This is a genomic window from Paraburkholderia sp. GAS334, assembly GCF_050436625.1.
Lineage (GTDB): Bacteria > Pseudomonadota > Gammaproteobacteria > Burkholderiales > Burkholderiaceae > Paraburkholderia.
Genome location: NZ_JBNDMO010000035.1, coordinates 1 through 26,347, shown reverse-complemented (window position 1 = coordinate 26,347; position 26,347 = coordinate 1). Strand labels below are relative to the sequence as shown.

Annotated in this window: 27 protein-coding genes and 1 pseudogene; 10 read left to right on the top strand and 18 right to left on the bottom strand. The window is 60.7% G+C overall.

Going from position 1 to position 26,347, the window contains the following annotated elements:
- Positions 1-76: 76 nt before the first annotated feature.
- Positions 77-1,324 (top strand): MFS transporter, encoded by a 1,248-nt coding sequence (locus tag P3T21_RS33515; protein WP_429260223.1) that lies wholly within the window; start codon positions 77-79, stop codon positions 1,322-1,324.
- A gap of 101 nt (positions 1,325-1,425) precedes the next feature.
- Here the strand turns inward: P3T21_RS33515 and P3T21_RS33510 are convergent, their stop codons facing one another.
- Positions 1,426-2,364, bottom strand: coding sequence for a LysR family transcriptional regulator (locus P3T21_RS33510; protein WP_429260222.1), 939 nt, complete (start codon positions 2,362-2,364; stop codon positions 1,426-1,428).
- 318 nt (positions 2,365-2,682) lie between these two features.
- On the opposite strand from P3T21_RS33510, the gene P3T21_RS33505 reads away from it, so the two are divergent.
- Together P3T21_RS33505 and ilvB are read left to right on the top strand one after the other, a co-directional pair.
- Positions 2,683-6,180 carry an indolepyruvate ferredoxin oxidoreductase family protein gene (locus P3T21_RS33505; RefSeq protein WP_429260221.1) on the top strand — a complete coding sequence of 1,166 codons (3,498 nt, stop codon included), beginning with the start codon at positions 2,683-2,685 and terminating at the stop codon, positions 6,178-6,180.
- 609 nt (positions 6,181-6,789) lie between these two features.
- Complete coding sequence (ilvB, locus tag P3T21_RS33500; protein ID WP_429260220.1) at positions 6,790-8,448, top strand: biosynthetic-type acetolactate synthase large subunit; 1,659 nt, start codon at positions 6,790-6,792, stop codon at positions 8,446-8,448.
- Positions 8,449-8,629: 181 nt separating this feature from the next.
- On the opposite strand, the gene P3T21_RS33495 is transcribed toward ilvB, so the two are convergent.
- The 6 genes from P3T21_RS33495 to P3T21_RS33470 all read right to left on the bottom strand — a co-directional run bounded on the left by P3T21_RS33495 (position 8,630) and on the right by P3T21_RS33470 (position 12,101).
- A complete protein-coding gene (locus P3T21_RS33495) occupies positions 8,630-8,842 on the bottom strand; it encodes a Tn3 family transposase (RefSeq protein ID WP_429260219.1) in 213 nt (70 codons plus the stop codon).
- 136 nt (positions 8,843-8,978) lie between these two features.
- Entirely contained in the window at positions 8,979-9,800 is an 822-nt protein-coding gene (locus P3T21_RS33490) for an amino acid ABC transporter ATP-binding protein (RefSeq protein WP_429260240.1), read from the bottom strand.
- 20 nt (positions 9,801-9,820) lie between these two features.
- The gene (locus tag P3T21_RS33485) at positions 9,821-10,480 is read right to left on the bottom strand and encodes an amino acid ABC transporter permease (RefSeq protein ID WP_429260218.1); all 660 of its coding nucleotides are present in this window, start codon (positions 10,478-10,480) and stop codon (positions 9,821-9,823) included.
- A complete protein-coding gene (locus tag P3T21_RS33480; RefSeq protein ID WP_429260217.1) occupies positions 10,477-11,121 on the bottom strand; it encodes an amino acid ABC transporter permease in 645 nt (214 codons plus the stop codon). The genes P3T21_RS33485 and P3T21_RS33480 overlap by 4 nt, the downstream gene beginning before the upstream one ends.
- A 21-nt stretch (positions 11,122-11,142) precedes the next feature.
- The gene (locus P3T21_RS33475; RefSeq protein ID WP_429260216.1) at positions 11,143-11,532 is read right to left on the bottom strand and encodes a transporter substrate-binding domain-containing protein; all 390 of its coding nucleotides are present in this window, start codon (positions 11,530-11,532) and stop codon (positions 11,143-11,145) included.
- 17 nt (positions 11,533-11,549) lie between these two features.
- Positions 11,550-12,101 (bottom strand): transporter substrate-binding domain-containing protein, encoded by a 552-nt coding sequence (locus tag P3T21_RS33470; protein WP_429260215.1) that lies wholly within the window; start codon positions 12,099-12,101, stop codon positions 11,550-11,552.
- A 375-nt stretch (positions 12,102-12,476) separates the two neighbouring features.
- Between P3T21_RS33470 and P3T21_RS33465 the strand changes: the two genes are divergently transcribed.
- On the top strand, positions 12,477-13,109 hold the full coding sequence (locus P3T21_RS33465) for a DUF1989 domain-containing protein (RefSeq protein WP_429260214.1): 633 nt from the start codon (positions 12,477-12,479) through the stop codon (positions 13,107-13,109).
- 39 nt (positions 13,110-13,148) lie between these two features.
- Positions 13,149-13,673 (top strand): MarR family winged helix-turn-helix transcriptional regulator, encoded by a 525-nt coding sequence (locus P3T21_RS33460; protein WP_429260213.1) that lies wholly within the window; start codon positions 13,149-13,151, stop codon positions 13,671-13,673.
- A gap of 11 nt (positions 13,674-13,684) precedes the next feature.
- On the opposite strand, the gene P3T21_RS33455 is transcribed toward P3T21_RS33460, so the two are convergent.
- Genes P3T21_RS33455 through P3T21_RS33420 form a run of 8 tightly spaced genes read right to left on the bottom strand, consistent with a single transcriptional unit; the run spans position 13,685 to position 22,193 of the window.
- Positions 13,685-14,884 (bottom strand): amidase, encoded by a 1,200-nt coding sequence (locus tag P3T21_RS33455; protein ID WP_429260212.1) that lies wholly within the window; start codon positions 14,882-14,884, stop codon positions 13,685-13,687.
- Entirely contained in the window at positions 14,881-15,258 is a 378-nt protein-coding gene (gene hpxZ / locus P3T21_RS33450) for an oxalurate catabolism protein HpxZ (protein ID WP_429260211.1), read from the bottom strand. Before hpxZ ends, P3T21_RS33455 begins: the two co-directional genes overlap by 4 nt.
- On the bottom strand, positions 15,258-16,430 hold the full coding sequence (locus tag P3T21_RS33445) for a DUF1116 domain-containing protein (protein WP_429260210.1): 1,173 nt from the start codon (positions 16,428-16,430) through the stop codon (positions 15,258-15,260). Before P3T21_RS33445 ends, hpxZ begins: the two co-directional genes overlap by 1 nt.
- Positions 16,427-17,131, bottom strand: coding sequence for an SRPBCC family protein (locus tag P3T21_RS33440; protein WP_429260209.1), 705 nt, complete (start codon positions 17,129-17,131; stop codon positions 16,427-16,429). The genes P3T21_RS33445 and P3T21_RS33440 overlap by 4 nt, the downstream gene beginning before the upstream one ends.
- A 29-nt stretch (positions 17,132-17,160) precedes the next feature.
- Positions 17,161-17,679 carry a (2Fe-2S)-binding protein gene (locus tag P3T21_RS33435; protein WP_429260208.1) on the bottom strand — a complete coding sequence of 173 codons (519 nt, stop codon included), beginning with the start codon at positions 17,677-17,679 and terminating at the stop codon, positions 17,161-17,163.
- On the bottom strand, positions 17,676-18,503 hold the full coding sequence (locus tag P3T21_RS33430; RefSeq protein WP_429260207.1) for an FAD binding domain-containing protein: 828 nt from the start codon (positions 18,501-18,503) through the stop codon (positions 17,676-17,678). Before P3T21_RS33430 ends, P3T21_RS33435 begins: the two co-directional genes overlap by 4 nt.
- Entirely contained in the window at positions 18,500-20,899 is a 2,400-nt protein-coding gene (locus tag P3T21_RS33425) for a xanthine dehydrogenase family protein molybdopterin-binding subunit (protein WP_429260206.1), read from the bottom strand. Before P3T21_RS33425 ends, P3T21_RS33430 begins: the two co-directional genes overlap by 4 nt.
- A gap of 31 nt (positions 20,900-20,930) precedes the next feature.
- Complete coding sequence (locus P3T21_RS33420) at positions 20,931-22,193, bottom strand: amidohydrolase/deacetylase family metallohydrolase (protein ID WP_429260205.1); 1,263 nt, start codon at positions 22,191-22,193, stop codon at positions 20,931-20,933.
- Between the two features lie 342 nt (positions 22,194-22,535).
- Between P3T21_RS33420 and P3T21_RS33415 the strand changes: the two genes are divergently transcribed.
- Positions 22,536-23,063, top strand: a complete 528-nt coding sequence (locus tag P3T21_RS33415; protein WP_429260204.1) for a MarR family winged helix-turn-helix transcriptional regulator — start codon at positions 22,536-22,538, stop codon at positions 23,061-23,063.
- 86 nt (positions 23,064-23,149) lie between these two features.
- Entirely contained in the window at positions 23,150-23,329 is a 180-nt protein-coding gene (locus P3T21_RS33410) for a transposase (protein WP_429260239.1), read from the top strand.
- Positions 23,330-23,437: 108 nt separating this feature from the next.
- On the opposite strand, the gene P3T21_RS33405 is transcribed toward P3T21_RS33410, so the two are convergent.
- From P3T21_RS33405 to P3T21_RS33395, 3 genes are all read right to left on the bottom strand, one after another.
- Positions 23,438-23,860, bottom strand: a complete 423-nt coding sequence (locus tag P3T21_RS33405; RefSeq protein WP_429260203.1) for a transposase — start codon at positions 23,858-23,860, stop codon at positions 23,438-23,440.
- Entirely contained in the window at positions 23,782-24,177 is a 396-nt protein-coding gene (locus P3T21_RS33400; RefSeq protein ID WP_429260202.1) for a hypothetical protein, read from the bottom strand. Before P3T21_RS33400 ends, P3T21_RS33405 begins: the two co-directional genes overlap by 79 nt.
- A gap of 81 nt (positions 24,178-24,258) precedes the next feature.
- The gene (locus P3T21_RS33395; RefSeq protein WP_429260201.1) at positions 24,259-24,405 is read right to left on the bottom strand and encodes a hypothetical protein; all 147 of its coding nucleotides are present in this window, start codon (positions 24,403-24,405) and stop codon (positions 24,259-24,261) included.
- A gap of 86 nt (positions 24,406-24,491) precedes the next feature.
- Between P3T21_RS33395 and P3T21_RS33390 the strand changes: the two genes are divergently transcribed.
- From P3T21_RS33390 to P3T21_RS33380, 3 genes and pseudogenes are all read left to right on the top strand, one after another.
- A complete protein-coding gene (locus P3T21_RS33390) occupies positions 24,492-24,836 on the top strand; it encodes a hypothetical protein (RefSeq protein WP_429260200.1) in 345 nt (114 codons plus the stop codon).
- A 53-nt stretch (positions 24,837-24,889) separates the two neighbouring features.
- On the top strand, positions 24,890-25,732 hold the full coding sequence (locus P3T21_RS33385) for a transposase (protein ID WP_429260199.1): 843 nt from the start codon (positions 24,890-24,892) through the stop codon (positions 25,730-25,732).
- A 474-nt stretch (positions 25,733-26,206) separates the two neighbouring features.
- Positions 26,207-26,347, top strand: a pseudogene (locus tag P3T21_RS33380) (IS630 family transposase); the annotation flags it as partial.

Below are 26,347 nucleotides of genomic sequence, written 5' to 3'. Positions count from 1 at the left end.
GATCCGAGAATCGGCGCAAATTGGCACGAAACTAGATCGCCATCTCGAATGGCCAATAAAAAATCGGAGACGAAACATGTTAGACACTGTCACACAAACCGTTGTAGCGCCGGGCGCAAGTCGCGCTAAAGCCTTGAGTGGGCCGGCATTGGCCCTCATTCTCGGTATCCTTGGTGCATCCTACGTGTTTAACGGGATGGACCGGCAGATGTTTCCTGCGTTGCTTGGACCGATCAATCGCGAGTACCACCTTGCGCTGTCTGAAGGTAGCTTCCTCACGACCATATTTGTGGGAAACGTTGCACTCTTCAGCGCGTTCAGCAGTTGGTTCATGAAGCGGTTTGGTCGGCGTGCGACGTTAGTCGGAGGACTGCTCAGCTATTCGCTCTTTACATTCATCACCCCGATGGCGACCAGTTTCTACGGTCTGGCAGTCTATCGGGCACTAACTGGCGCGGGCGAGGCGCTTCAAATATGCGCGATTTTTTCTTGCGTCGGTGCTTACTTCGGAGATCGACGCGGCGCGGCGATGGGTGTCATCAATGCTTCCTTCGGCTTGGGAGCCTTCCTCGGGCCTGTCCTCGGAACCCTGATCTTCTCCCGAACCGGGTCCTGGCAGATGCCGTTCTATGTTTTCGGCGTTGCAGGCATCGTAGCAGCGATCCTCGTGCAAATTATCGTACCGAAGCAGTTCAGTGAGGCAGCGGACACGGAGCGTGCGACCAGTGGTGTGGCTGCCATCGTGGGTCCGACACGCATTCTCAACCGGAATCTCATCATCCTCGTCACCTGTTTTTATCTTTTCGGGGTCGCGTTCTTCTCCTTTACTGCGCTGTATGCAGCCTATCTCCGCGTGCATCTCGGTTACTCAGTGGGAGAAGCTGGCATGACATTCGGGTTGTATGGGATTGGTGCACTTGGCGGCTTTGTAGGAGGCTGGCTGGGTGAGAAGTTCCGCACTCGGGGGATGCTTGGAGCACTGGCGGCTTTGGCAATCGTGAGCTATCTGATGTTTCACGGCGCAGCTTCCCACTATGAGCAAGGTATTCTGTCGCTAGGATTCGGACTGCTCGCATCAGGTTATCTGTATCCGCGATTTGTTTCCGTTATACAGCGTAACGTGCCGTCCGAGAAAGTCATCTACGCGGTATCGATCGGTATGACTTTCTTCTATGTTTCCGGGTTGCTTTCCGGTTATGCATTCGGTCGCCTGACTGAGGCACTCGGCTGGTCGAGCGCAGCTTCCCTCATGATGGCTGCGCCTCCCGCCCTGGCGTTTGTCCTGATGCTGTTCTATCGACCCGGAATGGCGCGAGGTGCATAGGGCGAATTGTGCACGTTATTCATTGAGTGCGTGACTTGTGTGTCACGCACCAGATCACGCATGCGACGACGCTATCGGGTTGGTTAGCCACGGCCTTTTCGCTAGGAGAAAAACGCAGCATCTTTCTCAAGCTGGGGCGATATTCGACTTTCAACCCACTCCAGCCACGCGGAAGTCTTTGCGCCCATGAATTGACGCGATGGCAATAGAGCATAGGCACCGATGTCTGGCGACCGCCAAGCCGGCAAGACCCTTCGCAGTCGGCCTGCACGAACCGCATCTATCACGGAGAACAGCGGCAGCAAGGTGATGCCGGCGCCTCGGAGCGTCACATCGAGCAAAAGTTCCGGCGTATCCGCAACCAGCCGGCCATGCAGGGGCAGTTGTTGTACGGTTCCGTTGCCCGTGGTCAGACGCCATTCAGGGGTGATGGATGGATTGACCAGCCGTAGGCAGGCGTGATCTTGAAGGTCCGAAGGAGAATTGGGTTCGCCATGCTGCTCGAGATAGGCCGGCGACGCGCAGACGACCGCGAAAGTAGTGCCGAGTCGCCGCGCGATCAAACCCGAGTCTGTCAACGCTTCTGCCAGGTAAAGGCTCACGTCTACGCCGTCAGCGAGCAGATTGGGTACGTATTGTGAAGTGCTGTACTCAAGGGTCAACTGCGGATAGCTGGCGCAGAAATCGGCCAGAAAGGGGGCGACGTAGTGCTGACCGAAATTAGCCATGCATTGCACGCGTAGTCTGCCACGTGGCATCGTGGCAGTACCCAACGCATTCGCTTCGGCTTCATCGACAAGCGCCAGGATCTGGCGGCAGCGTTGGATATATTCGACACCTGCGTCAGTCAATGCGCGCTGCCGAGTCGTGCGTTGCAACAGTTTTGTTTGCAGTCGCTTTTCGAGCTCCGTCACCAGGCGGGATACCTGCGCTGTAGTGAGTTCCATCTGCTCAGCCGCGGCTGTGAACCCTCCTGCGTCGATGACCCGCACAAAGGCTCGCATCGCGTGCAGAAGACCATTTTCCAAGTTCTTACGCATTACGCAAATATGATTTCCATGTACGTCTATTGTTGCAGGGAGTTCTGGATTCCACAATACAAAAACTAGCGGACGGGGAAATGAAAAACGAGCCGCAGCGTCGGCAGATTTCGAACACTAATGATTGTCGACGATCTGGCTTTCCCTCCAACTCCACTGCAGGTCAATAGAAGAAGACGAGCCCACGTCAGACGTTCTCCTGAGGACTGTGGCTCACCGGTGAATAAGGTTGCGCATCGTCGCTTGCGATCGCCTCAGGGTGCCAGGGCCCGGCTTTGCGGAAGTTACACAGTTGTCGGTAACCAAAGGAGACTCGCGATGGAACTCGCATACAACTCACTTGTAGCAATGACACCGAAGGTGATGTCACTCGACGACAAATACATGTGCGACGAAGGAACGGCCTATATGACCGGCGTTCAGGCGCTGGTGCGTCTGACGCTTGCACAGCATCGCCGCGACGAACGGAACGGTCGCCGAACCGCAGGCTTTGTATCGGGGTATCGCGGATCGCCGCTCGGGAGTTTCGACACTTCGCTCTGGCAGGCTGGCAAGAACCTCAAGTCGCATAACATCGTGTTTCAGCCTGGCGTGAACGAAGACCTCGCTGCTACCGCAGTATGGGGAAGCCAGCAAGCCCAACTGGCCGGACAGGGCAAGTTCGACGGCGTCGTTGGCTGGTGGTATGGCAAGGGTCCAGGTGCTGACCGCTCGGGCGACGTACTGAGACATGCGAATCTCGCTGGCACGGCAGAGTGCGGCGGCGTCGTGGCGATGTATGGTGACGACCATTCCTGCAAGTCATCGAGCATCCCCCATCAATCGGAACACGTGATGATGGGGTGCGCGATCCCGATCTTCTATCCGACCTCAGTCCAGCAAATCCTCGACTTCGGCGTGCACGCAGTAGCCATGTCGCGCAGCGCAGGGTTATGGACCTCGATGAAGCTTGTGAGCGAGATCGTCGAGACCTCCGCGTCAGTTGACGTGACGCTGCGCCGTGTGCAGCCAGCCGCCTTTTCGGACTCGTACGTGCCGCCCGGGGGGCTCAATATCCGTTGGCCCGATCGCTCGCTTGCGCAAGAAGAGCGGCTGTACCAGCACAAGTTGCCTGCCGCGTTGGCGTACGCGCGAGCGAACGCCCTCAACCGTGTAACCTGGGACTGCGCGCAAGCGCGCATCGGCATCGCTGCCAGCGGTAAGGGTTATCTGGACACCGTGGAGGCGCTGCGACTGCTGGGCCTTGAAGGTGAGCCGGCTCGACGGATCGGTCTTCGGCTGTATCAAGTCGGGTTAATCTGGCCGTTGGAGCCTCATGGCGTACGTGAGTTCGCTGCTGGCCTGCAAGAGCTGATTGTTGTCGAAGAAAAACGCCCCATCCTCGAATCGCAAATCAAGGACGAACTTTACGCATTGCCCGACCATTTGAGGCCACGTGTGATCGGTAAGGCGTCAGAGGGTAAGGGCGAGTGGAGCACTCCGCAGACAGAAGCGCCACTCATCAGCCACTACGAGCTTCAGCCCGAGCCCATCGCCAAGATGCTGGCGGCGCGCTTGCTGCGATTCGAGCTACCCGAGGATCTCCGGCAGTTGATCCAGCAGCGACTGCAGAGCCTCGAGCACGCCGAGCGCGAGTCGCGGCGCGTCATTGATATCGCCGAGCGCAAGGCCCACTTCTGCAGCGGCTGTCCACACAACTCATCTACGGTCCTGCCGGAGGGAAGCCGCGCAATGGGTGGCATCGGCTGCCACTTTCTGACGCTGACGATGGACCGCGGCACCGAAACCTTCACCCAAATGGGAGGTGAGGGCGCCAATTGGGTCGGTGCTTCCCCGTTTACCAACGAGCCGCATGTCTTCGCCAACCTCGGGGACGGTACGTACTTTCACTCCGGCTTCATGGCCATCCGGCAAGCTGTGGCCGCCAAGGTGAATCTCACCTACAAGATCCTCTATAACGATGCGGTCGGTATGACCGGCGGGCAAAGTGTGGACGGAACGTTAAGCGTGCCCCAACTCACGCGGCAACTGGCTGCCGAGGGTGTCGGGCAGATCGTAATTGTCAGCGACGAGCCGGGACTGCTGAGCGAGGCCGAGGGATTGGCGCCAGGCGTGACGGTTCGTCATCGGACGGAGCTGGATAAGGTGCAGCGGGAACTGCGCAGGGTGCCAGGCGTGACGGCACTCGTATACGCCCAGACCTGTGCAAGCGAGAAGCGCCGCCGTCGTAAGCGCGACGCCTATCCCGACCCCGCCGAACGCGCCTACATCAATCCGGATATCTGTGAGGGATGCGGCGACTGCTCGAAGAAATCCAACTGCTTATCGGTTGAGCCGGTCGAGACTGAACTTGGCACGAAGCGTCGCATTAATCAGGATAGTTGCAACAAGGACTTTTCGTGCGTCGAGGGCTTTTGTCCAAGCTTTGTGACCGTGCACGTGCGGGATGTCAAGCGCGCGGGTGCATCAGAGGGGCTGCCAGAGGGGTGGCCAGTCGAACCGAGCATCCCTGGGTTGGCGTCGCCGCTGCGCATCGTGGTGGGCGGCGTGGGCGGCACGGGGGTAGTGACCATTGGTGCGCTGCTTGGTATGGCGGCCCATCTGGAGGGTAAGGCTGTACGTGTGATGGACATGGCCGGGATGGCGCAGAAAGGGGGTACCGTCTACTCATATGTGCAGTTGGCCGCGAGCGATGACGATATCTCCGCGACCAAGGTGGCCAGCGGCCAATGCGACCTGCTCATCGGTGCAGACGCCGTCGTTGCGGGGCATAGCGCGACCGTTTCGCGCTTGCGCCCAGACGGCCTTGCCATCGTCAACAAAGACGGATCACCCACCTCAGACTTTATTCGCGCCCGAGACTGGTCCGCTCCTGTGAACGACCTGCTCGCCCGTTTGAGAGGGAAAGTCACCGAGGGGCGCGTCTTGCCAATGCCGGCGGCGCAACTGGCTACGCGCGTCCTCGGGGACGCGATCTTCGCCAACTTGCTCCTGCTAGGCGTTGCCTGGCAAAGCGGCCGGATGCCGTTGGCGCGGGCGAGCATTGAGCGTGCCATCGAACTTAACGGTACGGCTGTCGCAAAAAATCGCGAAGCCTTCCGACTTGGTTGTCACCTGGCGGCGAACCCTTCATTGGCAGACCGACTGCTGGCGACGCAGCAAAAGCCGCGCGCATTTCAGACGTTGGCCGAATTGGTCGAAGACCGCGCTCAGCGTCTGGAGCGATATTGGAATGTCGGCTATGCCAGCAACTACAAACGCTTGCTGCAGCGCATCGACGCCGCGGTGCCTGCACCGGTAGCAATGACAGTCGCCATGCAGCTGTATCGGGTGATGGCCTACAAGGACGAGTACGAGGTCGCTCGATTGCTGGTATCACAGGACTTCGGCCGGGCCATTGAGCACGAATTCGGCAAAGGTGTCCGTGTTAGCTATCACCTCGCGCCGCCTGCGCTCGGCGCTGGCACCGACGCGCGCAAACGCAAGTTTGGTTCATGGATTCGTTGGCCCATGGGCGTTCTGGCGCGCCTGCGGTGGCTGCGGGAAACCCCGTTGGATCTCTTGGGCCGAAGCGCGGAGCGTCAGCGCGAACGTGCATGGCGTGATCGATACATCACATTCGTCGAGTTACTCGGTTCCATGCCGTCCGGACTCGATCAGGCGACTGTTGCGGCGATTGCCGGGTTGCCGGCCGATGTCCGCGGCTTCGGCCACGTGAAGCTGCAGGCGATGGACGCCGCGTCCGCCCGCTGGGACGAGCTGGAGAAGCAGTTGCGCGCCGCCCAATGGCCCCAACCATCCAAGGAGGTTGCATGAAATTCTTGTTCTGCGCACGACGCTTGGACCGGTTTTCCGCGATTGGATCCGGTCAACGTGTTACGGCGCCCCATGTGCAGAGGGGACAACACGTCGTCAAATTCAACAACGGTAAGTCGGACCAGAGGGCGCCCCTGACCGCCAACGGCCGCCACGTTTTCGCCAACACGCAGAAGAGATCGACTGCACACGCCTGTTCGATAAAAAACACAAGCATACCTAATCGTATTCAGATGAATGGTACGCTGGTGAGACGTAGAGCTCATGCTGTTCGATAAGCCATGCAAATTCGATCTGGGTTCAGAGTCCGCTTCGAAGCTACCCGACTTCGAGCGCGTGCAAGTCAAGGAGGGCGTTGCAGTTGGCGCCCTGCTAGAGCCTTGCGTATGTCGCCAACAGATATTACACTCAATCCACTTATTTTATTGGTTGTTTTTCCCATGGCCCTGTTCAAGCAGTTCGTCCTCGTAGTAGTACGTTCCGTCGTTAGCGACGCGCCGTAGGGGACGCTGCATTCACTAAAACCCCTGCCGGTGCAAAACCGGCAGGGGTTTTTTGTTTTCTATGCCGGTATTGCGCTAGCGGGTCTGTCAACACAAGGACCTCAACATGCAACTCAACGGCGCAGAACTGATCACCCGATTTCTTGAGCAGCAAGGCGTGAAGTCGCTCGCTGGCATTCCTGGTGGCACCGTATTACCGATCTACCGCGCTTTGGCGGACTCCAGCCTGAATCACATTCTGGCGCGCCATGAACAGGGGGCAGGTTTTATCGCGCATGGTTTGGCGCGCGTCACAGGAAAGGCGGGTGTGTGCGTAGTCACGTCCGGACCCGGCCTCACGAATATGGTGACCGCCCTCGCCGACGCGAACGCAGACTCAGTGCCGTTGGTGTGTTTAGCTGGCCAAGTGCCGCGCGCCCTGATCGGAACAGATGCATTCCAGGAGGTGCGCAGTGCACGCATCGTGGAATCCATCACGAAAGCCCGTTTCGAGGTTCGCTCTGCAATCGATCTGGTGGAGCTGTTGCCTGAGGCATTTCGTACAGCGGAGAGCGGGAGACCGGGCCCGGTACTGCTGGATATTCCCAAGGACGTGCAAAGTGAAAGCTTGCATCTGTCACGTCTGCCCGATCCGGCGCAACGAGACGCCCCTCTCGAACCGGACGCGGCGCAGATTATCGAAGCGGCGCGGTTGATCGACGCCGCGGCTCGGCCGGTACTATACCTCGGCGGTGGCGTGACGCAAGCGCGTGCCCGAGATACCGCGCAGGCCCTCGCGGAACGTGCTTCCCTGCCAGTCACCACGACGCTAATGGCGCTGGGAACGCTGCCGCCGAATCACCCGCTAGCGCTTGGTATGCTCGGCATGCACGGCGCGGTCTACACCAACCGCATCCTGGACGAGTGCGATCTGCTAATCTGCATTGGCGCACGCTTCGACGATCGCGCCACCGGCCGCGCGGATCTGTTTTGCCCGGGGGCACGGGTCATCCACATCGACGCGGATCCACGCGAATTGGGGAAACTGCGCAAGCCACAACTTGCGATTCACGCCGACGCTGGCGCTGCGCTGCGCGCCTTGAATGAGGCTATAACGCCGAAGATGCGCACCGACTGGCTGTCGCGTGTGAACAATCTGCGCCGCGAAGCGCCGCTGCGCCTGCCCGGAATTGACGACGTGCGACGACCCTATGGTCTGATTCGCGCCGTGTCACAGCTGGCGCAGCCGGACACTGCCATCACCACCGACGTGGGAAAACACCAGATGTGGGTCGCACAGAGCTATCCATTCATACGCTCGGATCGGTGGCTCACCTCCGGCGGTCTCGGAACAATGGGTTTCGGGCTTCCGGCAGCTATCGGTGCAGCGCTGGCGCTGCCACAAGCCGGCGCGGTGTGTTTCAGTGGCGATGGCAGCCTGATGATGAACGTGCAGGAGCTAGCTACTCTGGCCGAACTGGGCCTGAACGTGAAGATCGTGGTAATGGACAATTCTGCGCTTGGACTGGTGCGACAGCAGCAGGAATTGTTCTACCAGAAGCGCCATTTCGCTTCGTTGTATGAGCGGGCACCCTCGCTCTGCGTGGTCGCACGAGCTTTCGGCATACCGGCCTATGACCTGGCTGACGCGAGAGATGCCAACGCGATGCTCCGCGAAGCCTTCACACGCAACGGCCCAGCCTTGATCCGAGCGCCGGTGGCGGTGGCGGAAATGATACTTCCGATGGTAGCGCCGGGCGCTGCAAACACCGAAATGATCGACTGACGCATCGGGCGGCTTTGTAGGTCTTTGTCTCTGTCGAGGCACTTGAGGAAGCGGAAATAAGGCGCGTTAAGAGTCCGGAATTGGGCGCAGCGGTCTGAATTTGTCTGCCTGATGTTTCCGGCTTCTGGCGCCAGACGCAATCGCCGGCGAGGTTTATGTGTGCCCAACCACGAGGCGAAAGTTACGGCAGGAGCTCCGAGTCGTGTCGCGTGCCTCGGGCCTGCCTTGCCTGGACGGCTCGCTCGATCTCGACGGTGTTCCACAGCAGGATGGCGGCGGTGGCCGGATGCGGTCCACTTACGCGATAGAGCGGCGACTCAAAGCTGTGATCGCGGATTTCCCCGTGGCGACAGAAGAGAACCGAACGTGCGAGCCCATTGCGATCAATCTTCAAGATCATTCCAAGGCGGCACCGTCGGCAGCTTTCGACGCGGCACGCGAATCGCCGGGTATCACCGTCCGGCCCCTTAGGCAATCGGACGATCGTTCCCAATCGCGCGCAAGCACGGGATCAAACGCCCATCTCGACTTCAAACCGAAGCGTTGCCGCCATGTCCATGAAATCGGGCGAGAAACTGCCTTGCACGCAGCGAGTCCGGCGAGCCGAAAAATTTGGCTGGCGTCGCCGTTTCGACAACCTGGCCGCCATCCATGAACACGATGCGATCCGCTACCTGCCGCGCGAACTCCATTTCGTGCGTGACGATCACCATCGTCGCACCGTCATTGGCAAGCGACCTCATCACGCTCAGCACTTCGCCAACCAGCATCGGATCGAGCGCGCTGGTCGGTTCGTCGAACAGCAGCACATCCGGTTTCATCGCAAGAGCGCGGGCAATGCCGACCCGTTGCTTCTGACCCCCAGAAAGGCGTGAGGGAAACTGGTCGTGCTTGTCCGCAAGGCCGACGCGGGTAAGCAGTTCGATCGCTTCCTCGCGCACGGTCGCGCGGTCGCGTTTGAGCACGTGCAGCGGTGCCTCCATCACGTTTTCGATGACGCTCAGGTGCGGCCACAAAGCAAAATGCTGGAAGACCATGCCGATTCTGGCGCGCATTTTCGCCAGATCGGCATCGCTCATCCTGATACGGGTGTTGTCGCGCACGCCCATCCGTTGCCCGGATACATGCACGCTGCCTGCGTCGGGCACTTCGAGCCAGTTGATACAGCGCAGCAACGTCGACTTGCCGCATCCAGACGGTCCTAACAGGCAAACGGTCTCGCCCTGCGCAACCTGCAATGACACGTCTCGCAGAACGTGGTTTTCGCCAAACGACTTGGAGATGCCGACGAGCCTAAGGACTTTCGGCGACGTATCGACGGGGGGCAGATTTTCCGTTTCGGTGTCAGGCATTGTCAAAGGCAAGGTCGGGGTCACGCTCGACGCTCCTCGGCGAATTTGTTCAGCATCCCGGTGCCGGCTTCGATTGCAAGGCAGAGACACCAGTAAAGGAGGACCGCCGCGACGAACGCAGCGAACGGAATGAAGTAGGTGGCCTGAATGCCCGTCATTTCATGGGTCAGTTCGCCGACGGCGATGACGGTCAGAAACGCACTGTCCTTGACGATCTGGATTAACTGATTGCCGACCAGGGGCATCGCGCGCAGCATGACCGGCGGCAGGATGATTCGTCGTAACAGGGTGAGGCCGCGAAATCCGAACGCCTTGCCCGACTCGATCAACGATGCCGGAAGTTCGAGCCACGCGCCGCGCAGCAACTCTCCCATGTAAGCCGTGTTGTAGAGAATCAGCGCGACTGCGCCGGCCGACCAGTTCGACATGTTGATGCCGAGTGTCGGCAAGCCGAAGTAGATCAGGTAGACGAACAGCAGAAACGGCGCGCAACGCATGGCATCGACGTAGGCGGCGGCCGCGCGGCTGACCGCCTTGTTCTCCGACATGAGCAATGGCGTGAGTAGCGCGCCCAGCACGAGCGACGCCACGCCGGATATGACCAGAAGGATCACCGTGTTGAGCAGGCCAGCCAGCACGATGTCGCGCTGCTGCCAGATGATCAGGAAGTTGTTGATCAAATCATGCCTCCGGAGCGAAGACGTTTCTCGACCACGCGTTGCAGCCTGATGAGCGCGAACACGATCAGGCCGTAGAGCGCGAGCGCGAAGATGAACGGAGGCAGCGGCTCATACGTGTTCGAGCCGACACGCAACGCAGCACGCGTAATCTCGACAATGCCGATCACTGCCACTGCCGGCGTCGACTTGATCTGCAGCGTCATTTCGTTGACGAGACCGGGCAGACTCGCGCGGCAAACCTGCGGCATCACGATGCGCCGTATGCGGGTGAAACGCGGCATCGCGAACGACAGCGCTGCATCGTATTGATCTCGTGGAAATTCGACGAGTGCGCTGCGCCATATCTCGCAGTTGAAGGCCGACGTGCTGATAGTCAACGCGACAATCGCGGCGGGCAGCGGATCGAGCGACAGTCCGAGTTGGGGCAAGGCGAAGAACACCAGCAAGGCCAACGTCACGGTCGGACACGACCGGATGACGCTGACATAGGAGTACACGAAGCGATTGAGCACCGGTACTTTCGCCCAGCGAATCAGCGCCAGCGCGAGCCCGAGCGGAACACCGAGCACGATGCTGACGAGCGACAGCGAAATGGTCGCCAGCGCACCTTGCGTGATGCTCCAGTAATCGTAAGCGGTCATTAAGCGGGCTCGCGAGCGAGGTCAGTTGATGGACTGCGGCATCGATTCGAAGCTGGCGCCGAACCACTTCTTCTGAACCTGGTACATCTCACCGCTCTTGCGCAGGTCGAGGAGCACGCTGTTGACCATCTGCAGCGCCGCCGTGTCGCCCTTCTTGACCGCCCATGCGATATACACTGGATTGCCGATCTTTTGACCGATTACGAATGTGTCCGGACGCGTCTTGATCAGCGAGTTGAGATTGATCTGCGTGTTGGCGACGGCGTCGAGCCGGCCGACTGCGAGATCCTGATAGGTCTCCGGATACGACTGATATTCGACAATCTGCTTGAGGCCGCTGCCGCCGTGGGTTTTTTTCAGTTGTTCGTCAAATGCTTTCACGTCGCCCAGCATTGCGCTGCCGGTCTGCACGCCGATTACCTTGCCGATCAGGTCGTCGGTGGATTTAATGGGCGATCCCTTCTTGGTCGCAAAAAAGTCGTCGATTCCGCCAGCGGCGCGGTGAAATCGAAGGTGCCCTTGCGCTCCGGCGTGACGAGAACCGCGGTGACGGCCATGTCGTACTTGCCTGTCGTCACGCCAGGCAGAATGCCCGACCACGGCATGATCTGCTGTTTCACCTGTACAGGAAGCTTCTTCTTCACTAGCGCGAGCATCTCGTTGTCGTAGCCGGTGGGGGCACCGTTATCGACGAACTCGAACGGCTTGAAATCGTCTTCAGTCGCGACCGAGATATAGCCGCGCGATTTGATGTCGTCGATGCTGGCAGCGGTTGCGATGTGCGCAGCGCCCGCAAAGGCGGCAATAGCGAACAGTGAGCGCAGAGACGACAGCGCGAGCCGCCGGAAGCCGGTGCGGAAAGTCTTGTCCGTTACGACGCTTTGGATGGTGAGAGACGACATGTATACCCCTCTTGGCTGTAATGACTCGGATGGCGCGCGAAGCGTGCGCTTTGGTGGCCGAACGACCGTCTCGTTCATGCGCAATCGAAAATTCGTATGCACACTGACAAGTTGTGTCGTATCCAATGCAATTCACATGCCAGTTCGACGAACACAGTGCGATGCCGATGTGAGCGTCGTGTCAGACGGATAGGTGCTTCGATAGAGGGCAGTTTTCGCACCAAGTAAACACTTAGGCCGTTGATTTAAGGGCGTTGTGCACTCGTTTGGATCGGTGGCGAGGCCAATGCGCCGACGTGCAGTGGATCGTTTGTTCCTCATCGAATCACATTGCCAATAGGGAAGAGTTCTTCCGTTTTTGCTGATAGGATGCATACTGATGAATCGATTTTCGGTTGACGGATTGGGTAGGGAATAGGGAGGCTTGACGAAATGAAAGAGGGCGGCGATCTCATGTTGCAAGAACCGGCTTATCGCGAAGTCATCGAGCCTGGCGGACGCTGGTCGAAACGGCTGGAAACGGGCGACTACTTGCGTATCGTCGATCTGGATGGACAGCAGGCGGTCGACTTTCTTTGCTACTCCGGCGAATTGCCGCTCGACCGGCTCAACGTGCCGAACACGGTGAAATTGAACCGCTCGTTGTACGTGACCAAGGGCACCACGATCTATTCCGATCGCGCGCGCAAGATGTTTTCGGTGCTCGAAGACACGTGCGGCTTTCACGACACCCTCGCGGGGTGTTGCAGCCATGAGATGGACTTCCTTCGCTATGGCGTGCACAACAAGCTGAGCTGCCGCAGCAACTTCGTGCAGGAACTGGTGAAGTGGTCGCTGGCACCATCCGAGATTGTCTCGAACATCAACTTCTTTATGCGCGTGACCTTCGGCCAGCAAGGCGAGGTCGAGATTGCGCCAAGCCCGTCGAAGGCTGGCGATTACGTGGTGTTGCGTGCAGAGATGCCCGTCATCGCTGTGCTGTCGAACTGCCCGCAGCAGAACAATCCGTCGTCGGGCTTCCGGCCCACGCCGGTCGAGGTTACGGTGTGGAGCAATGCGTCAGAAACTTATCCGCAAGCAACTTAAAGTAACTTAAGGCAACTCATGGTGGCTAGTCCGAATAGAGTGAAACCCGGCAGGGCAGGCGCGAGCGACAGCGCGCCCAAGGACTGGCGTCATACCGCGCTGGATGCGCGTCCAGGCTTCCTGATCCGCCGGCTGCATCAGATCCATGTCGCGCTATTCGTCGAAGAGTGCGCGCCGGAAGGTATTACGCCAGTGCAATACAGCATTCTCACCGCGCTGGAGCAGATAGGGCCTTCCGAACAGATTGCGTTGTCGCGCGCTGTCGGTCTCGATCGCGCGAATACCGCCGACGTGATCGGGCGGCTGGTCGAGCGGCGGTTCATTCAGCGGCGCGTGTCGAAGACGGATAAACGCAAGAAGGTGGCGGAGCTGACGGAGATCGGACGGGCGTTGCTGGCGCGGCTCGAGACAGGTGTCGCGCGGGCTCACGAGCGGACGCTCGCCGCGCTGCCGCCCGAGGATCGCAAGCGCTTCATGACCTATCTGACGTTGCTCGTCGAGACCAATAACGATCTGAGCCGAACACCGGTCGGTGGCGTCGCGAAGAAAACCGACGACGACTGACATTGCCGCTTTCATAGCGAGGCGTGAATCGCGCGTGCGACAGCAAGCACGCCTTCGTCATCGCCTCGCGGTCCGATGACCGACAGGCCGAGCGGCGCGCCATCGAACGTGGTCCACGGCAGATTGACCTGCGGCAGGCCCGCGAGTCCGGCAATGCACAGCATCTGCTGCGCGCGTGTCCGGATGCTGTCGACTTCCGAGTTCGATGCATCGGTGTGCGGTGCGATCCAGGGCAGCGTCGGTATCAGCCAGTAGGTGCCGGGCATGCTGAACGCGCGAGCCATCGCTCGACTGGCAGCAACACGGGTGGATTGCGCGCGTTGAACTTGCGCGGAATCGATCGTCAGACAGGTTTCGAATCGCGAACGCACATCCGCGCCGAAACTATCGAGGTTTTCGCCTGCCCACGCGCCGTGCCGCTGTGCGATCTCGGCGCCCTGCAAAACGCGGAACGCTTGCGCCCAGTCGCTCAAAGCCATATCGTCCGACGCTGGCTGTTCAACTACGCCGAGCTTGCGCATGGCGACGCCGAATGCCGTGTGCACTACCGGGTTCGACACGGCAACCAGTCCTTGTGGCGCATGGAGCTGCACGTCGCCGGCTTCTTCGTTGACGACGGTATGCGCCAGCACCTCGAGCACTCTCGCCAGCGTCGCGGCATCGCGCGCGAACCATCCGACCGTATCGAAGCTATGCGCGAGCGTCAGGCAGCCGTCGTCCGCAATGCGTCCGTGTGTCGGCCGGATGCCCCAAATACCGCAGTAACTGGCGGGCAGTCGAATCGAGCCGCCGCAATCGGTGCCGAGGCCGATGTCGGCGAGGCCGGCGGCGACCGCGACGGCCGATCCGGATGACGAGCCGCCAGGAATCCGGTCCTCAGCGGCAGGGTTCACCGGGGTGCCATAGTGCGCGTTGATGCCGGCGAGACTGAAGGTGAGTTCGTCGGTGACGGTCTTGCCTATCCATGACGCGCCTTCTTCGAGCATCATTCGAACGGCGAGCGCAGTCCGCGTGGCCGACTTCTGCTGGTCGAGCCACGCGAGGTTGCCCGCGCCGGCGCGTAATCCCGCGATATCGAAGACGTCTTTGACAGCGAGCCGTTTGCGCGCCAGCGCGCGACCTTTTGCAGCAATCGAAGACGGCATCTCCCCGAATCCGTCCGCCACGAATGCGCCGTTCAGTCCCGGTTGTAGAAGGCCGGTGTGCGTCATGCGTCCATCCAGCTCACGTGTGCTGCAACCACGCGCCAGGCCCCGTCGATCCGGACCCAGCTCTGCGACTGACGGCCGAGGCGCGGCTCGCCATCTCGAGAGAAGACGATGCTGGCGGTCGCGAAGCCATCGCCGAAGACAGTGATGGATCGGCTCACGATCGTGCGCATCAAGCCCTTGCCGGGGCGTTGTGCGCGGAACTCACGAATCGCGTCGTAGCCTTGCAGGTTTTCGGTCGCGCCGTAGCGCAGCGTATGCGGACTGTTCCAGAACAGGGCGTCGAGCGTTGCGACATCGTTCGTTGTCAGCGCGGTTTCGTAGGCGTCGAAAGCTGTTTCGACGGCGGCGAGGGTGGCGGGTTCATTGATATGCATCACGTTTCGAGAGATTGAACAGCTGACGCAAACAGACTTGCCGGCGCGGCGAAGAGACCGCGGCCCAGCAGACCGGCGCGGCCATCGGCGCCGATCATCGCGATCGCCGCAAGCGGCGCGACGCCGTGCAGGGTGACGCGGGCAGCATCGAGGCCGCAATGGAGGTCTGTGAAATGCGGGTGGGTACCCGCGTACAGTTGGGCTTGCTCGCGTTGCCATTCGGGCGGCAGCCACGCGGCGAAGGCGCTCGCCGGTTCAGGCGCGAGCGCGAGCGCCTGCGCTCCGAAACCGGCTACATCGATTACGCCGCTGTCTCCGGTCAACGGAGCGGCAGCGAGCTTGAGCGCTGGATTGATGGCCGGCCCTGCCGGCGCAGCTGCAGCGGCGGTGTGCCAGTGCGACGGGCGGCCCGCCAGCTGAATGCCGACGTCGATGCCGTTTCCCGCGAGCGACACGACGAGCGTCGATGCCGGATCCGCATTCCGCGCGGCAGCCGACGTCATCAGGCGACACGCGGCCATCCACAGCGTGAGGAAGAACAGCGGCGTCTGCTGCAACATCGCATGGATAGACGAATCGGTGAGCCGTGCTGACAATACGTCGTAGAGCGCTGCGCTTGCGGCGGTCGTGCGGGCGTGCAGATCGTCGCCGTTGTCGAGGCCGTGGCGGGCGAGCGAGAGGAGATCGACGGGTTCGCCGCGCAGCGCTGTGTCGAGTGCCGGCGCGAGAATCGAGTCGCGCCATTTCACGCGGTCGAGAATCGCGGGGTCGCGTGAGCCGAAGCGCAGTTGCGGCCCCGCGCCGCTGCCCAGCAGCGACCAGGCGGCGCCAGTCGGATCGCCGGCTTCGACAAGCGCCGTGCTGCCCGAAATCACGGCTGCGAGAGGCGTAACCACGCCATAGGACTGGGCGCTTACAAGTTTCACGCGGCCGGTGGCGATCAGGCGTTCGGCATCCTGCTCGCTTGCCGCCCAGCCTTCATACAGACAGCACAACACCGCCGACGACAGCACCGGCGGGGGTGGCCTGCATGGGTCTTCATACGGAGGGCCTGCATGCAGCAGCGTGAACTCGGGCAGCCCAACGGCATTGCGTGCGAAGCGCACAGCGCGCCATTGAGGACGAACCGCTTGCAGGCGCTGAAGCGCGGCATTCTGGACTGGGGATGTCATCTGCGGGCTCCGACGCCGAACAGTCCGCAAACACGCGACCACAGGATTTTCCAGAACATGTTGCCGAGGTTGAGCGGGGCATTAGCCGGCGGCTTCGCAGCCGGGTTGGCCGTATGGGTTGGTGCGACGTCCGTAAGCTGCACAACGGGTGGAACTGTTGTGGCGGGCGTCGTCACCAGGTTGGGGGGCGAAACGGTTGCCAGTTCCGGCTCGGCAACAGGCGCAGTAGTCGTAACTGCGACTTGCGAAGCCGAGAGATCCAGCCGGGCCTTGAGGTTCGCAGCGAAGGCTTCGGTCATCCGTGTGGCGAGTTCCTTCACGATGCCGCCACGCGAGAACTGCGCAAGGCTACCGGCGATCGCGTAGTCCACCTTCACGTCGACGCGCGTCTCGCAAGGCGTCGGGTCGTCGAGTGAGAACGACGCTTCCCCCTTCACGCGCGATGCGCTCTTGCGATCCACGCCGCCGCCGATAACACTGCCACGCCAGGCTGTGTCGTCCAGCTTCATTTCGCCGTCGCCGGTAAAGCTTGCCACGATTGGCCCGAGTTTGACGGTCATGGCAAGCTTCAGCCGGCCGTCGTCTGGTGGCGCGGTCAGCGACGCGCCGGGCAGACACGCTACGATCCCGGGCGTATCGCGAAAACAGGCCCATACGACATCGCGTGGGTAGGGCACAGTAAAGTTTTGCTCAATTTCCATTCGTGGTCCGGTCTCTTGAGGCTGGGGGATCAGGTTGCGGCAGTCGCGGCGAGTGGTGCACTCTGACTCGCCCGGTACGCATCCAGTACGCGCCGGATCGCTCGCACGATACCAACATAGCCGGTGCACCGGCAAAGGTTGCCCGACAGTTCGAGGCGCACGCGGTCGTCGTCTGCGTCGGGCAGTCGGGTGACGATATCGCGCGCCGTCATCAACATTCCCGGCGTGCAGTAGCCGCATTGCAACGCGTGCTCTGCCGTGAAGGCGTTGCGCAGTTCGTTCATCACGTCGTCGCCGTCGAAGCCTTCTATGCTCTGCACGTCGGAACCCGAGCACGAGACCGCCGATGTGATGCAGGAGCGAGTCGGCATGCCGTCGACCATCAGCGTGCACGCGCCACACACGCCCTGTTCGCAACCGAGGTTCGTGCCGCACAGCATCTGATGCTCACGCAGGAAATCCGCGAGACTCGTGCGCGGTTCGACGGCGGCCAACACCTGCTCGCAATTGATCCGGAGTTCGATCCGTTGAGTGACAATATCGGTCACTGCTGCTTCCTGTTTTCGCGGACTATTGCCGCAGCCCGTTCAAGCGCCACGCGATGCACCTGGTATTCGTAGCTCCCGGTTTCGAGACCCGCTGCGTCGAGATGCGGATCGAGCAGCGCTGCATTGGGGTTGTCGAGCAACGCGCGCGCGTTCTCGATCACATGCGGCGGCCCGTCGATTGCGCCGATCACGGCGCGGCAAACGCCGGCCGGCGCATCGTCGATGAAGACCGCAATCGCTTCCGCGAACTCGCCGGGCTTACGATTGAACTTGTAGTAGCTCCAGCGCGCGGCAGGCGACAGGCGCCGAAAGCGCACGCCGGTGAGAATCTCGTCGGCCTCCAGCGCGGTCGTGAACGCGCCGCTCATCCAGCCGGCTGCCGTCAACGAGCGGGTCCCATGCGGGCCCGCGACGAGAAATTCCGCGTCGAGGGCATACATCGTGTTAATCCAGTCGGCAGCCGGATCGGCATGAGCGAGACTGCCGCCGAGCGTGCCGCGATTGCGCACAGCGCGATACGCGATGCCGCGCGCCACGTAGGGCATCAATCCCTGAGTGCCGTCGTCAATCTTGAGATCTTCGATCTCCGCGTGCGTCACGCATGCGCCGATCCGCGTCCGGTTGCCTTCGCTGCCGCATTCGTGCAACGCCGTGATACCGCGCAGATCGACCAGCGTCTCGGGTTGCGTGAGACGCAGATTCATCATTGGGCCAAGCGACTGGCCGCCGGACACGAACTTCGCCATTCCATCGCTAGCGCCAACCAGCGCGATCGCGCTATCTCCGGTGACGGGCTTTGCATAGTCGTACATCGCGGCTTTCATGCTGGCATCCCCTTGGCGGCGCGGGCCGGCGTTGCCAATCGCATAGCTTCGACAATGACACGCGGCGAGATCGGCAACTGGTCGACCTGAACGCCGAGCGGCCGCAGTGCATCGTTGACGGCATTCGCGATCGCGGCCGGTGAGCCGATCGCGCCGCTTTCGCCGATGCCTTTCTGCCCGAATTCGGTGTACGGAGCGGGCGTTTCCATGTGTTCGATACGGATAGCGGGGACTTCCGTGGCGCCGGGCAGCAGGTAGTCGGCGAGGGTAGATGCAAGCGGCTGGCCGTCTTCACTGTACGGCATCGCTTCATAAAGGGCCGTGCCGATTCCCTGCGCCGCACCGCCGAATACCTGCCCATCGACGACCATCGGATTGATCAGCACGCCGCCGTCCTCGACGATCACGTAATCGAGAATCTCGGTCTTGCCGAGTTGCGTGTCAACGGCCACGACGACCGCATGACACGCGTAGCTGAACGTGCCGGTATCGCGTTTCGCCTGATACGACGTCGACACTTCCAGGCCGCGCGGATCGACGTCGGGCGGCAGCAGTTGTGGCGCGAGATACCACGTCCGCGCAATGTCGGCGATGGTGCGGCGACCTTCCGCACCGACGACTGCGCCGCGTTCCCAACGCACGGCGTCGAGCGATTCCCTCAGCAGCCATGCGCCGATTTTCATCATCCGCTGTCTGAGCTCCTTCGAGGCTTGCCCTAGTGCGCCGCCAGCCATCACGATCGAGCGCGAGCCCCATGTACCGGTCGAGTAAGGCGTCACACCGGTGTCGCCAAGTACGATGCGTACGCGTTCCGTGTCGATGCCGAGCACCTCGTGCGCGATCTGCGCGAGCGTCGTCTCCATGCTCTGACCGTGTGAATGCACGCCGGCCCGCACTTCGAGAATCCCGTCGGGGGTGAGGCGAATGACGGCCGGCTCGTAGCCCGGCACCATCGGAATGCCCCAGCCATGATAGACCGAGGTGCCGTGTGCGCCTTGCTCGCAGAAGATCGCGAGACCGAAACCGATCCTGCGACCATCGGGTTCGCCGCGCCGTTGACGCGCGCGTATTGTGGGAAGATCGATGGCGGCGATGGCGCGCCGTACGGCCTCCGGATAGTCGCCGCTGTCGAAGTGCTTGTTAGTGATGTTGTCGTACGGCATTTCGTGCGGTTCGACGAGATTGCGCAGGCGCACTTCGTAGGGTTCGATGCCGGCTTCCACGGCGATCGCATCCATGACCGATTCGATCGCGTAGCACACGCCGGTACGGGCCACGCCACGGTACGGCAGGATGGGCGGCTTGTTCGTCGCGACTGACCAGGTGCGGCAGCGATAGCGGTCCATCTTGTATGGGCCGGGCAGAATGCTGCCCACCTGCGCGGCCTCGAGGCAGGCGGAGAACGGATACGACGAGTAAGCGCCTGAGTCGACGCTCGCCTCGCACTCGACGGCAATAAGCCGCCCGTCGAGGTCGGCATACGCGGTGATGTCGTAGTCGTGCTCGCGGCAGTTGGCGTTGGCTGTCAATTGTTCGCGGCGATCTTCGATCCAGCGGACCGGTTTCTCCAGATGCATCGCAAGCCAGCCACAGCAGACTTCTTCCGGCAACAGGATGCCCTTGTAGCCGAAACCCCCGCCGACATCGGGCGCGATCACGCGGACCTGGCCTTCATCGAGACCGAGGCAATGCGCGAGGCCCGTGCGGGTGATGTGCGGCATCTGCGCCGACGTGTGGATGATCAGTTGAGAGAGGCGTCTATCCCAGTGCGCGACGACACCGCGACCTTCCATCGGCGCCATGCTTTGGCGCGAGGTGCGTAGCTTGCGGTGGACCTTGATCGGCGCATCGCGGCGGATCGCGTCGAGGTCGACGTCGGGCTTCGCATCGACAAAGGCTTCGAGGAAGACGTTGTCCCCCCAATGCTCGTGCACGAGTGCGGAGTCTTCGCGGCGAGCGTCGAGCATGTCGACGACAGCGGGCAGTTCTTCGAAGTCCACGAACACCTGCGCTGCGATATCTTCCGCGGCAGCGCGCGTCGCGGCAACGCACATCGCAATGGTTTCGCCCACCTGCCGCACTTTGCCGCTGGCGAGTACGGGCTGTTCGGACGGCTTGAAACCCGGCAGCCCCGAATTCGCTACAATCGGTTTCACATTGTCGAGATCAATCAGCGTGTAGACCGATTTTTCCAGACCGGCCGGCTTCTCTATTCCAACGATCTGGCCATGTGCGATCGGACTCCGCACGAACGCGACGTCGACCATGCCGACCATCCGGATATTGCCGACGTATTCGCCGCGGCCATGCAGGAAGCGGTCGTCTTCCTTGCGCGGCAGCGACGCGCCGATGCCCTGCGGCCGGTCCGGCGACTTGACTGTGACTGCGCGTTTCATCGTTTGCCTCGTGAAGAGAGCCGGGTCAGCTTTACGCGGCTCGCGCAAGCGGCAACTGCGACGCGTTGGCGTCGTAACGGACGCCGTCGCGGACACAGAAGAGCGGGGCAAGCATGCGGTCGGTGATCACCTGGGTGCCTTCGTTGTCTTCGAGTACCCAACGGCCACGGCGGTCGTCCAGCACGCTGATGTCGGCGACGCCGCCCACCTTGAGCGTGCCCAGAACGCCTTCCATGCCGATCATCTTCGCCGCATTGCTGGTTGTCATTGCAACGACATGTTCGAGAGGAATAGCGAGCGCCAGCATGCTGGTCATCGCGCTGACGAGGCTAAACTGGGTGCGGCCAAGGAATGAGTGCTCTTCGTCGGGATGGCTGTCAGGTGTGCCCGCAGGCGAGGGCACATGCGTGTTGTATCCATGCATGTCTGCACCCAGCGTGTCGGGAATCACGCCGCTGTCGAGCACGACACGAGCGGTCTTGAAGCTGAAGTGCGAGCCGTGACCGACGTCAATCTTGAGGCCGCGTGCGACCGCTTCATGAACGAGCGGATGCAACTGGCCGTTCTCTTCGACAAACCCGCCTGGATGACGGCTGAACGGATGAGCAAGGATGTCGCCTGGCTTCAGGGTCTCGACGACCTGGTTGAAAATCGAGTCGGGGTTCACCGGCATGCCACCACGTTCTGGTTTGGGCCAGAGCTGCCCAAAGTGAACGTAGACTGGCAAGGCAGTGTCACGGCCAATTTTCGATGCGATCTTCATCACGTCGAGTCCCCAGCGCGCGAAGCCGCCGATCTCGGCATGCGCCTTGATACCCTTGACCAGATCGGCGTTGGCGAGCGCCGACTTGACGGTCGCTGCCGCATCGAGACAATCGGGACGGTACAGGTCGGGATAGTAATGACCTTCAAGGCCGCCGACGAGATAAGCCGAAATAAAGGCGAACACGCGGGTCGCGGCTCGCTCGGCGACGAAGTTGCGAAAGCCCGGAATCGTGATGCAACTCGCTCCGCCTTGATCGACGATGGTAGTCACGCCGGACTGCACACCGCATTGATCGGCATTCAGGCCAAAGCGGCCGGTCACGTATTGATAAACGTGACCGTGCGTATCGATCAGACCGGGCAAGACCAGCCGACCGCGGCAATCGATCACCTCGGCCGAAGGTGCCTGGGCGACGAGTCCGGCGCCGATCGCGGCGATCGACTTGCCGTCGACGAGGACGTCGAGCGTGGCGTCGATGCCGGCGGACGGATCGACCACGCGGCCACCTTGAAGTAGAAGCTGGGACATGTTCTGTGTGCGTTTCCGGGACGAGATGCGTGGTGTACCGCAAATAGTGTGCCGGTTTGAAGTCACCGCTTCAATTATTTGGAAAACCCTTTTGCATCAAGGTGAAAACGTCAATATGGCCAGCAGATGTGTGCCATACCACGGATTTTTCCGAGCGACTTCGCACCAAAATGACGACTCTGAGGCGGGTTTGCACCGGGTTCTAGCCCGGTGCTATTTTTTGGTGAATTGTGTGGTGTGCCACAGATTTGAAACGGGGCGCGTCGTTCGCATAGAATGCTGCCATTGAGCGCGCGGTTCGCGCGTCTACGTCAGTTCACCAGTCACGCCAGAGCCCACACCATGTCGACCTTGATCATTCCGGAACTGGACCTCGAAACAACCCGTGCTGAGCTTGAGCGGCTGCAGGCAAGATCCCCGTTGTTTGGGCGGCCTGGTTTTCTGATCCGGCGCCTGCATCAGATTCACGGGGCGTTGTTCGCTGAGGAGACTAGCGAGTTCAACATAACGCCCGTGCAATACAGCTTGCTGACCACGCTTGAAGCGCTAGGCGAAATTGACCAGAACACACTGGCCGTCGAGATCGGCCTTGAACGTTCGAGCGTCGCCGAAGTGATTCCGAGGTTGCATGCGCGCGGCCTCGTCAACCGAAAGCAGGCCGCGCACGACAAACGCCTTAGGCTCGTACGGCTCTCTGCCCAGGGCAAGCGGCTCGTGGCAAAAATGGCGCCGGCTGTGCAGCGCGCGCACGATAGAACGATCGAACATCTGTCATCTGTAGAGCGCGATTTCTTCATGTTGCAAATGATCCGGCTCGTGGAGGCCAATAATGAGCGGACCGTCGTGCCGTTGAGGTTGCCGGAGAGTTAGCGGCGGGCGACGCTCCGGCTTCGGTCCGATCAGACGCACGCCTGTGCGGCTGGAGTTGAAGTGGACTCCCATTCGGTGTCGAGAAACTGCGTTCGCTGGACAAACATCTGTATCGCTCCCGAAATCTCATCGAACACTTCTTCTGCCGCATCAAGCAATTTCGACGCATCGCCACTCGCTACGGCAAGCTCGCACAGCGCTTCTCATCGTTTGTCGCTCTGGCTGCTACCGCCGTCTGGCTAGCCTTGAATGTCAACAGACCCTAAACAAAAGTCAAGCGAACTCGCAAAAAAAGTGATTTGCTCGTCCCGAACCTAGTCAATAGCATGTGAACCTGAAAGGCTTTTTCTTTCCTCTGGTATCGGAATAAGTGTTCACGAAAAATTGACCTGGCGTTTCGAGCCGTAGCCGTTCAACAGTTCGGCGAGTTCAGCGTCGATGGTTTCTTTTGTCCATGTGACGAAGCGTAGCCAATGGTACTTGAAATGTTTCCAAACGTTCTCACTCAGATTGAGCTCGGGACTGTATGGCGGTAGATAGAAGAGGAGCGTTTTGTGTTCAATGAACCAGTGACCCAGCGTAACCCGGATGATGCTGTGATCGATGCTCGCGTTATCGAGCACAATCACGGTGAGTTTGCCGTCGTCCTTCAGGAGCCGCGCTTCGATGAACTCGACGACACGGCGTCCCTTGACAGTGCGCGTGTGCGAGGCATGGATCAGCGCATTCTTGCCGAAGTCGAGCGCGCCAATGATGGAGCGCCTGCAGTGGCCGTTGGGTTCAATGGCATCGGGCAAGCCGCGTGGCGACCAGCCGCGCTGAACCGGTGATGCGCGCAAATGCCCGCTTCCTCCAGGTAGAACAGGGGGCATTGCCCGTCGCGTGCGGCGACCTGAAGTTTGTCGAGCGCGGCCTGCTTCGAATGCCTCTTCGTCACGCTTTCTTTCAGGGCGTAGCGGTTGCGCTTGAACGAGGTGCCTTCGCGTTTAAGTGCCTCCCCGAGCGTTTCGATGCGGCACGGCAGCGCCTCGCCACGAACCTCTTGCACGCGTTGCGCAATGTGGCAAAGGGTCAACGGTTCGGCACGGGCTATTTCCAACACCGTGGCGACCATCGCTTCAGAAAGGGCTCGTGGCCGGCCGCCGTTACGGCCGCCCATGAAGGTGCATACGCCGTCGTCGTGCCATGCGTGAGCCTATGAGCCCATGGTGTAGACCGACTGGTCACTGACGCCGAGCTGCTCTGCGATGACCTTCGGCTTGATCTTCCGCCCAAGCTGCAACAGGCCCGCTGCACGCGTGCGTGCATCCCGGTGCCTGTGATTGATCGGAAGCTGTCGCAATGTGATTTCCTCGACTTCAAGAGGCTGCCTGGTTAGCCAAATCCAAACAGATTTACCAGGAACACTTAACTGGTCGCATACGATGAATGCGCACATCAATCGTCCCTTATCTGGGTGTTGTCATGATCCCCTACCTGTCTGAGCGAGAAAATTCTATCGAGCATGTCAATGATATGTGCTTGCACCTTTTCGATCTGTGGTGCGAAAGCAGAAGCGTCGTGCCGCTGACGCATCTGTTAAGAGGCTGGCCGTTGACGAACAGCGATCCCGAGGCCCTCCGACGCCTCGGCAACGCGCTGCGCGATCTCAGACGGCAACATCTGTACGACGCCAAGAGTGATTGGTTTCAGGACCTCTGCGAGCTATCGGATTGCGTCGAGGATCTGCTTGCCCTGTCGTCCCTATCAACGTGGGCGATGAGCAGCGCGTAGCGCAACCGGAGACACCAGGTCCCGCGCAATGCAATGGGTATGTGGAGGGCAGGATGCATTTCAATGAAATCAGTGACGAAGAATGGCTACAGCTGGCGCCCGTCCTGTCGGATGCTGCCATCGGTCATGGGCAACGCGGCCGGCCCCGCGCGCAGGTTCGCGTCGTGGCAAATGCCGTGCTGTGGATACTCACCAGCGGTGAACCGTGGTCCCGGTTGCCGAGCGCCTTTCCGTCGGTACCGACGTGCCGGCTCCGCTTCGAAAAATGGCGGTCGACCGGCGCCCTTGCGGAAATGCACAGAATCCTCTCGGCCGCCGGACGGAAGTTTCGTTGCGGCCCGGACGGCCTGCTTGAACTCCGCCATGTCACGCCACGCGCCGTTGATCGTCAGCCCAAGGACGGAGGGCTTCGCCAGGTATTCTGGAAAGACCAGGCGTCGTGGCAGACACCGCATGGCACACGGCAGCCCCGTCAAGCAGTGGATACGTTCACCCAGATCGCACTGCAGTTCCCAAATTCTTCGCGTACCGTGCCTGAGCGCATCCAATCCCACGCTCCGGTCGAACGCCCGCCGTCCATCGATCGGACTGTCTCGCCCTGGATGGGCCTTGCGTCGAATGGTAAACGCGAATTCGACCCGCGCGGCTACGTCATCTACCTTGCCGCCGATCCCGTCGCTAACGCCCGGTTTCGCGGATGGGCCGAGATCGTACGGGATGCACGGCGGGTCGCTCGTTCCGGGCTGATTGGCCCGAGCTTCAAGAACGGCGAGGCGGCACAGCAGTACGCACTCGAATGGGCCCGGCGATGGATCGACGAGGCAAGCGGTAAGAGCGGGGACGACGTCAACGAAGTCGAGAATGATTTCTGGCAGCGAAAAGTTCAGTCCGGGTAAGCAGTCCATCGACGGCGCGCCCGTACGGCTGGAGCTCGAGTCAACAAAAAGCTGTGAGGGGCGGTACGTCTGTATTTCTTCTACTGCAGCCGTTCAAGGTGGCGCCTTCGCGTGTCAGCGCTTCCCCACGGCTAGACCAGTTTGACATCATTCCCTTCGGGTACATCGACTGATCGTTGGCTTCGACGCCGAGAATCTCATTGAAGCTGTTGTCCCGAGGATTGTCGTTTCCCGAATAGCCAATTTGTCCTGCGCCTACGGCGCGGACGGAACCACGCTTGAGAATGATTTGTTAGAGCATCGTCTCGTGCAGTTGTACTTGCACACGCTTACAAACGGTGTACTTGTCTCCGTGGACAACTCCAAAATGAGTATTCTAGAAAAGCAAGGCTAGTGTCATGAGTTAGAAATTCATTGAAAGATGTCAATCCCGTAATAAAGTGTCTTGTGTGGCACTTGATACGGGAGGTAACGATGAGCGGACGGCCCAAAGGAGAACTCGTGCTGAGCGAATCGGAACGCGAACAACTGCAAGCGCTGACGATGCGACGCAAGACGGCACAGGCCCTGGCATTGCGGGCGCGCATCGTGCTGGCTTGTGCCGATGGTATGGAT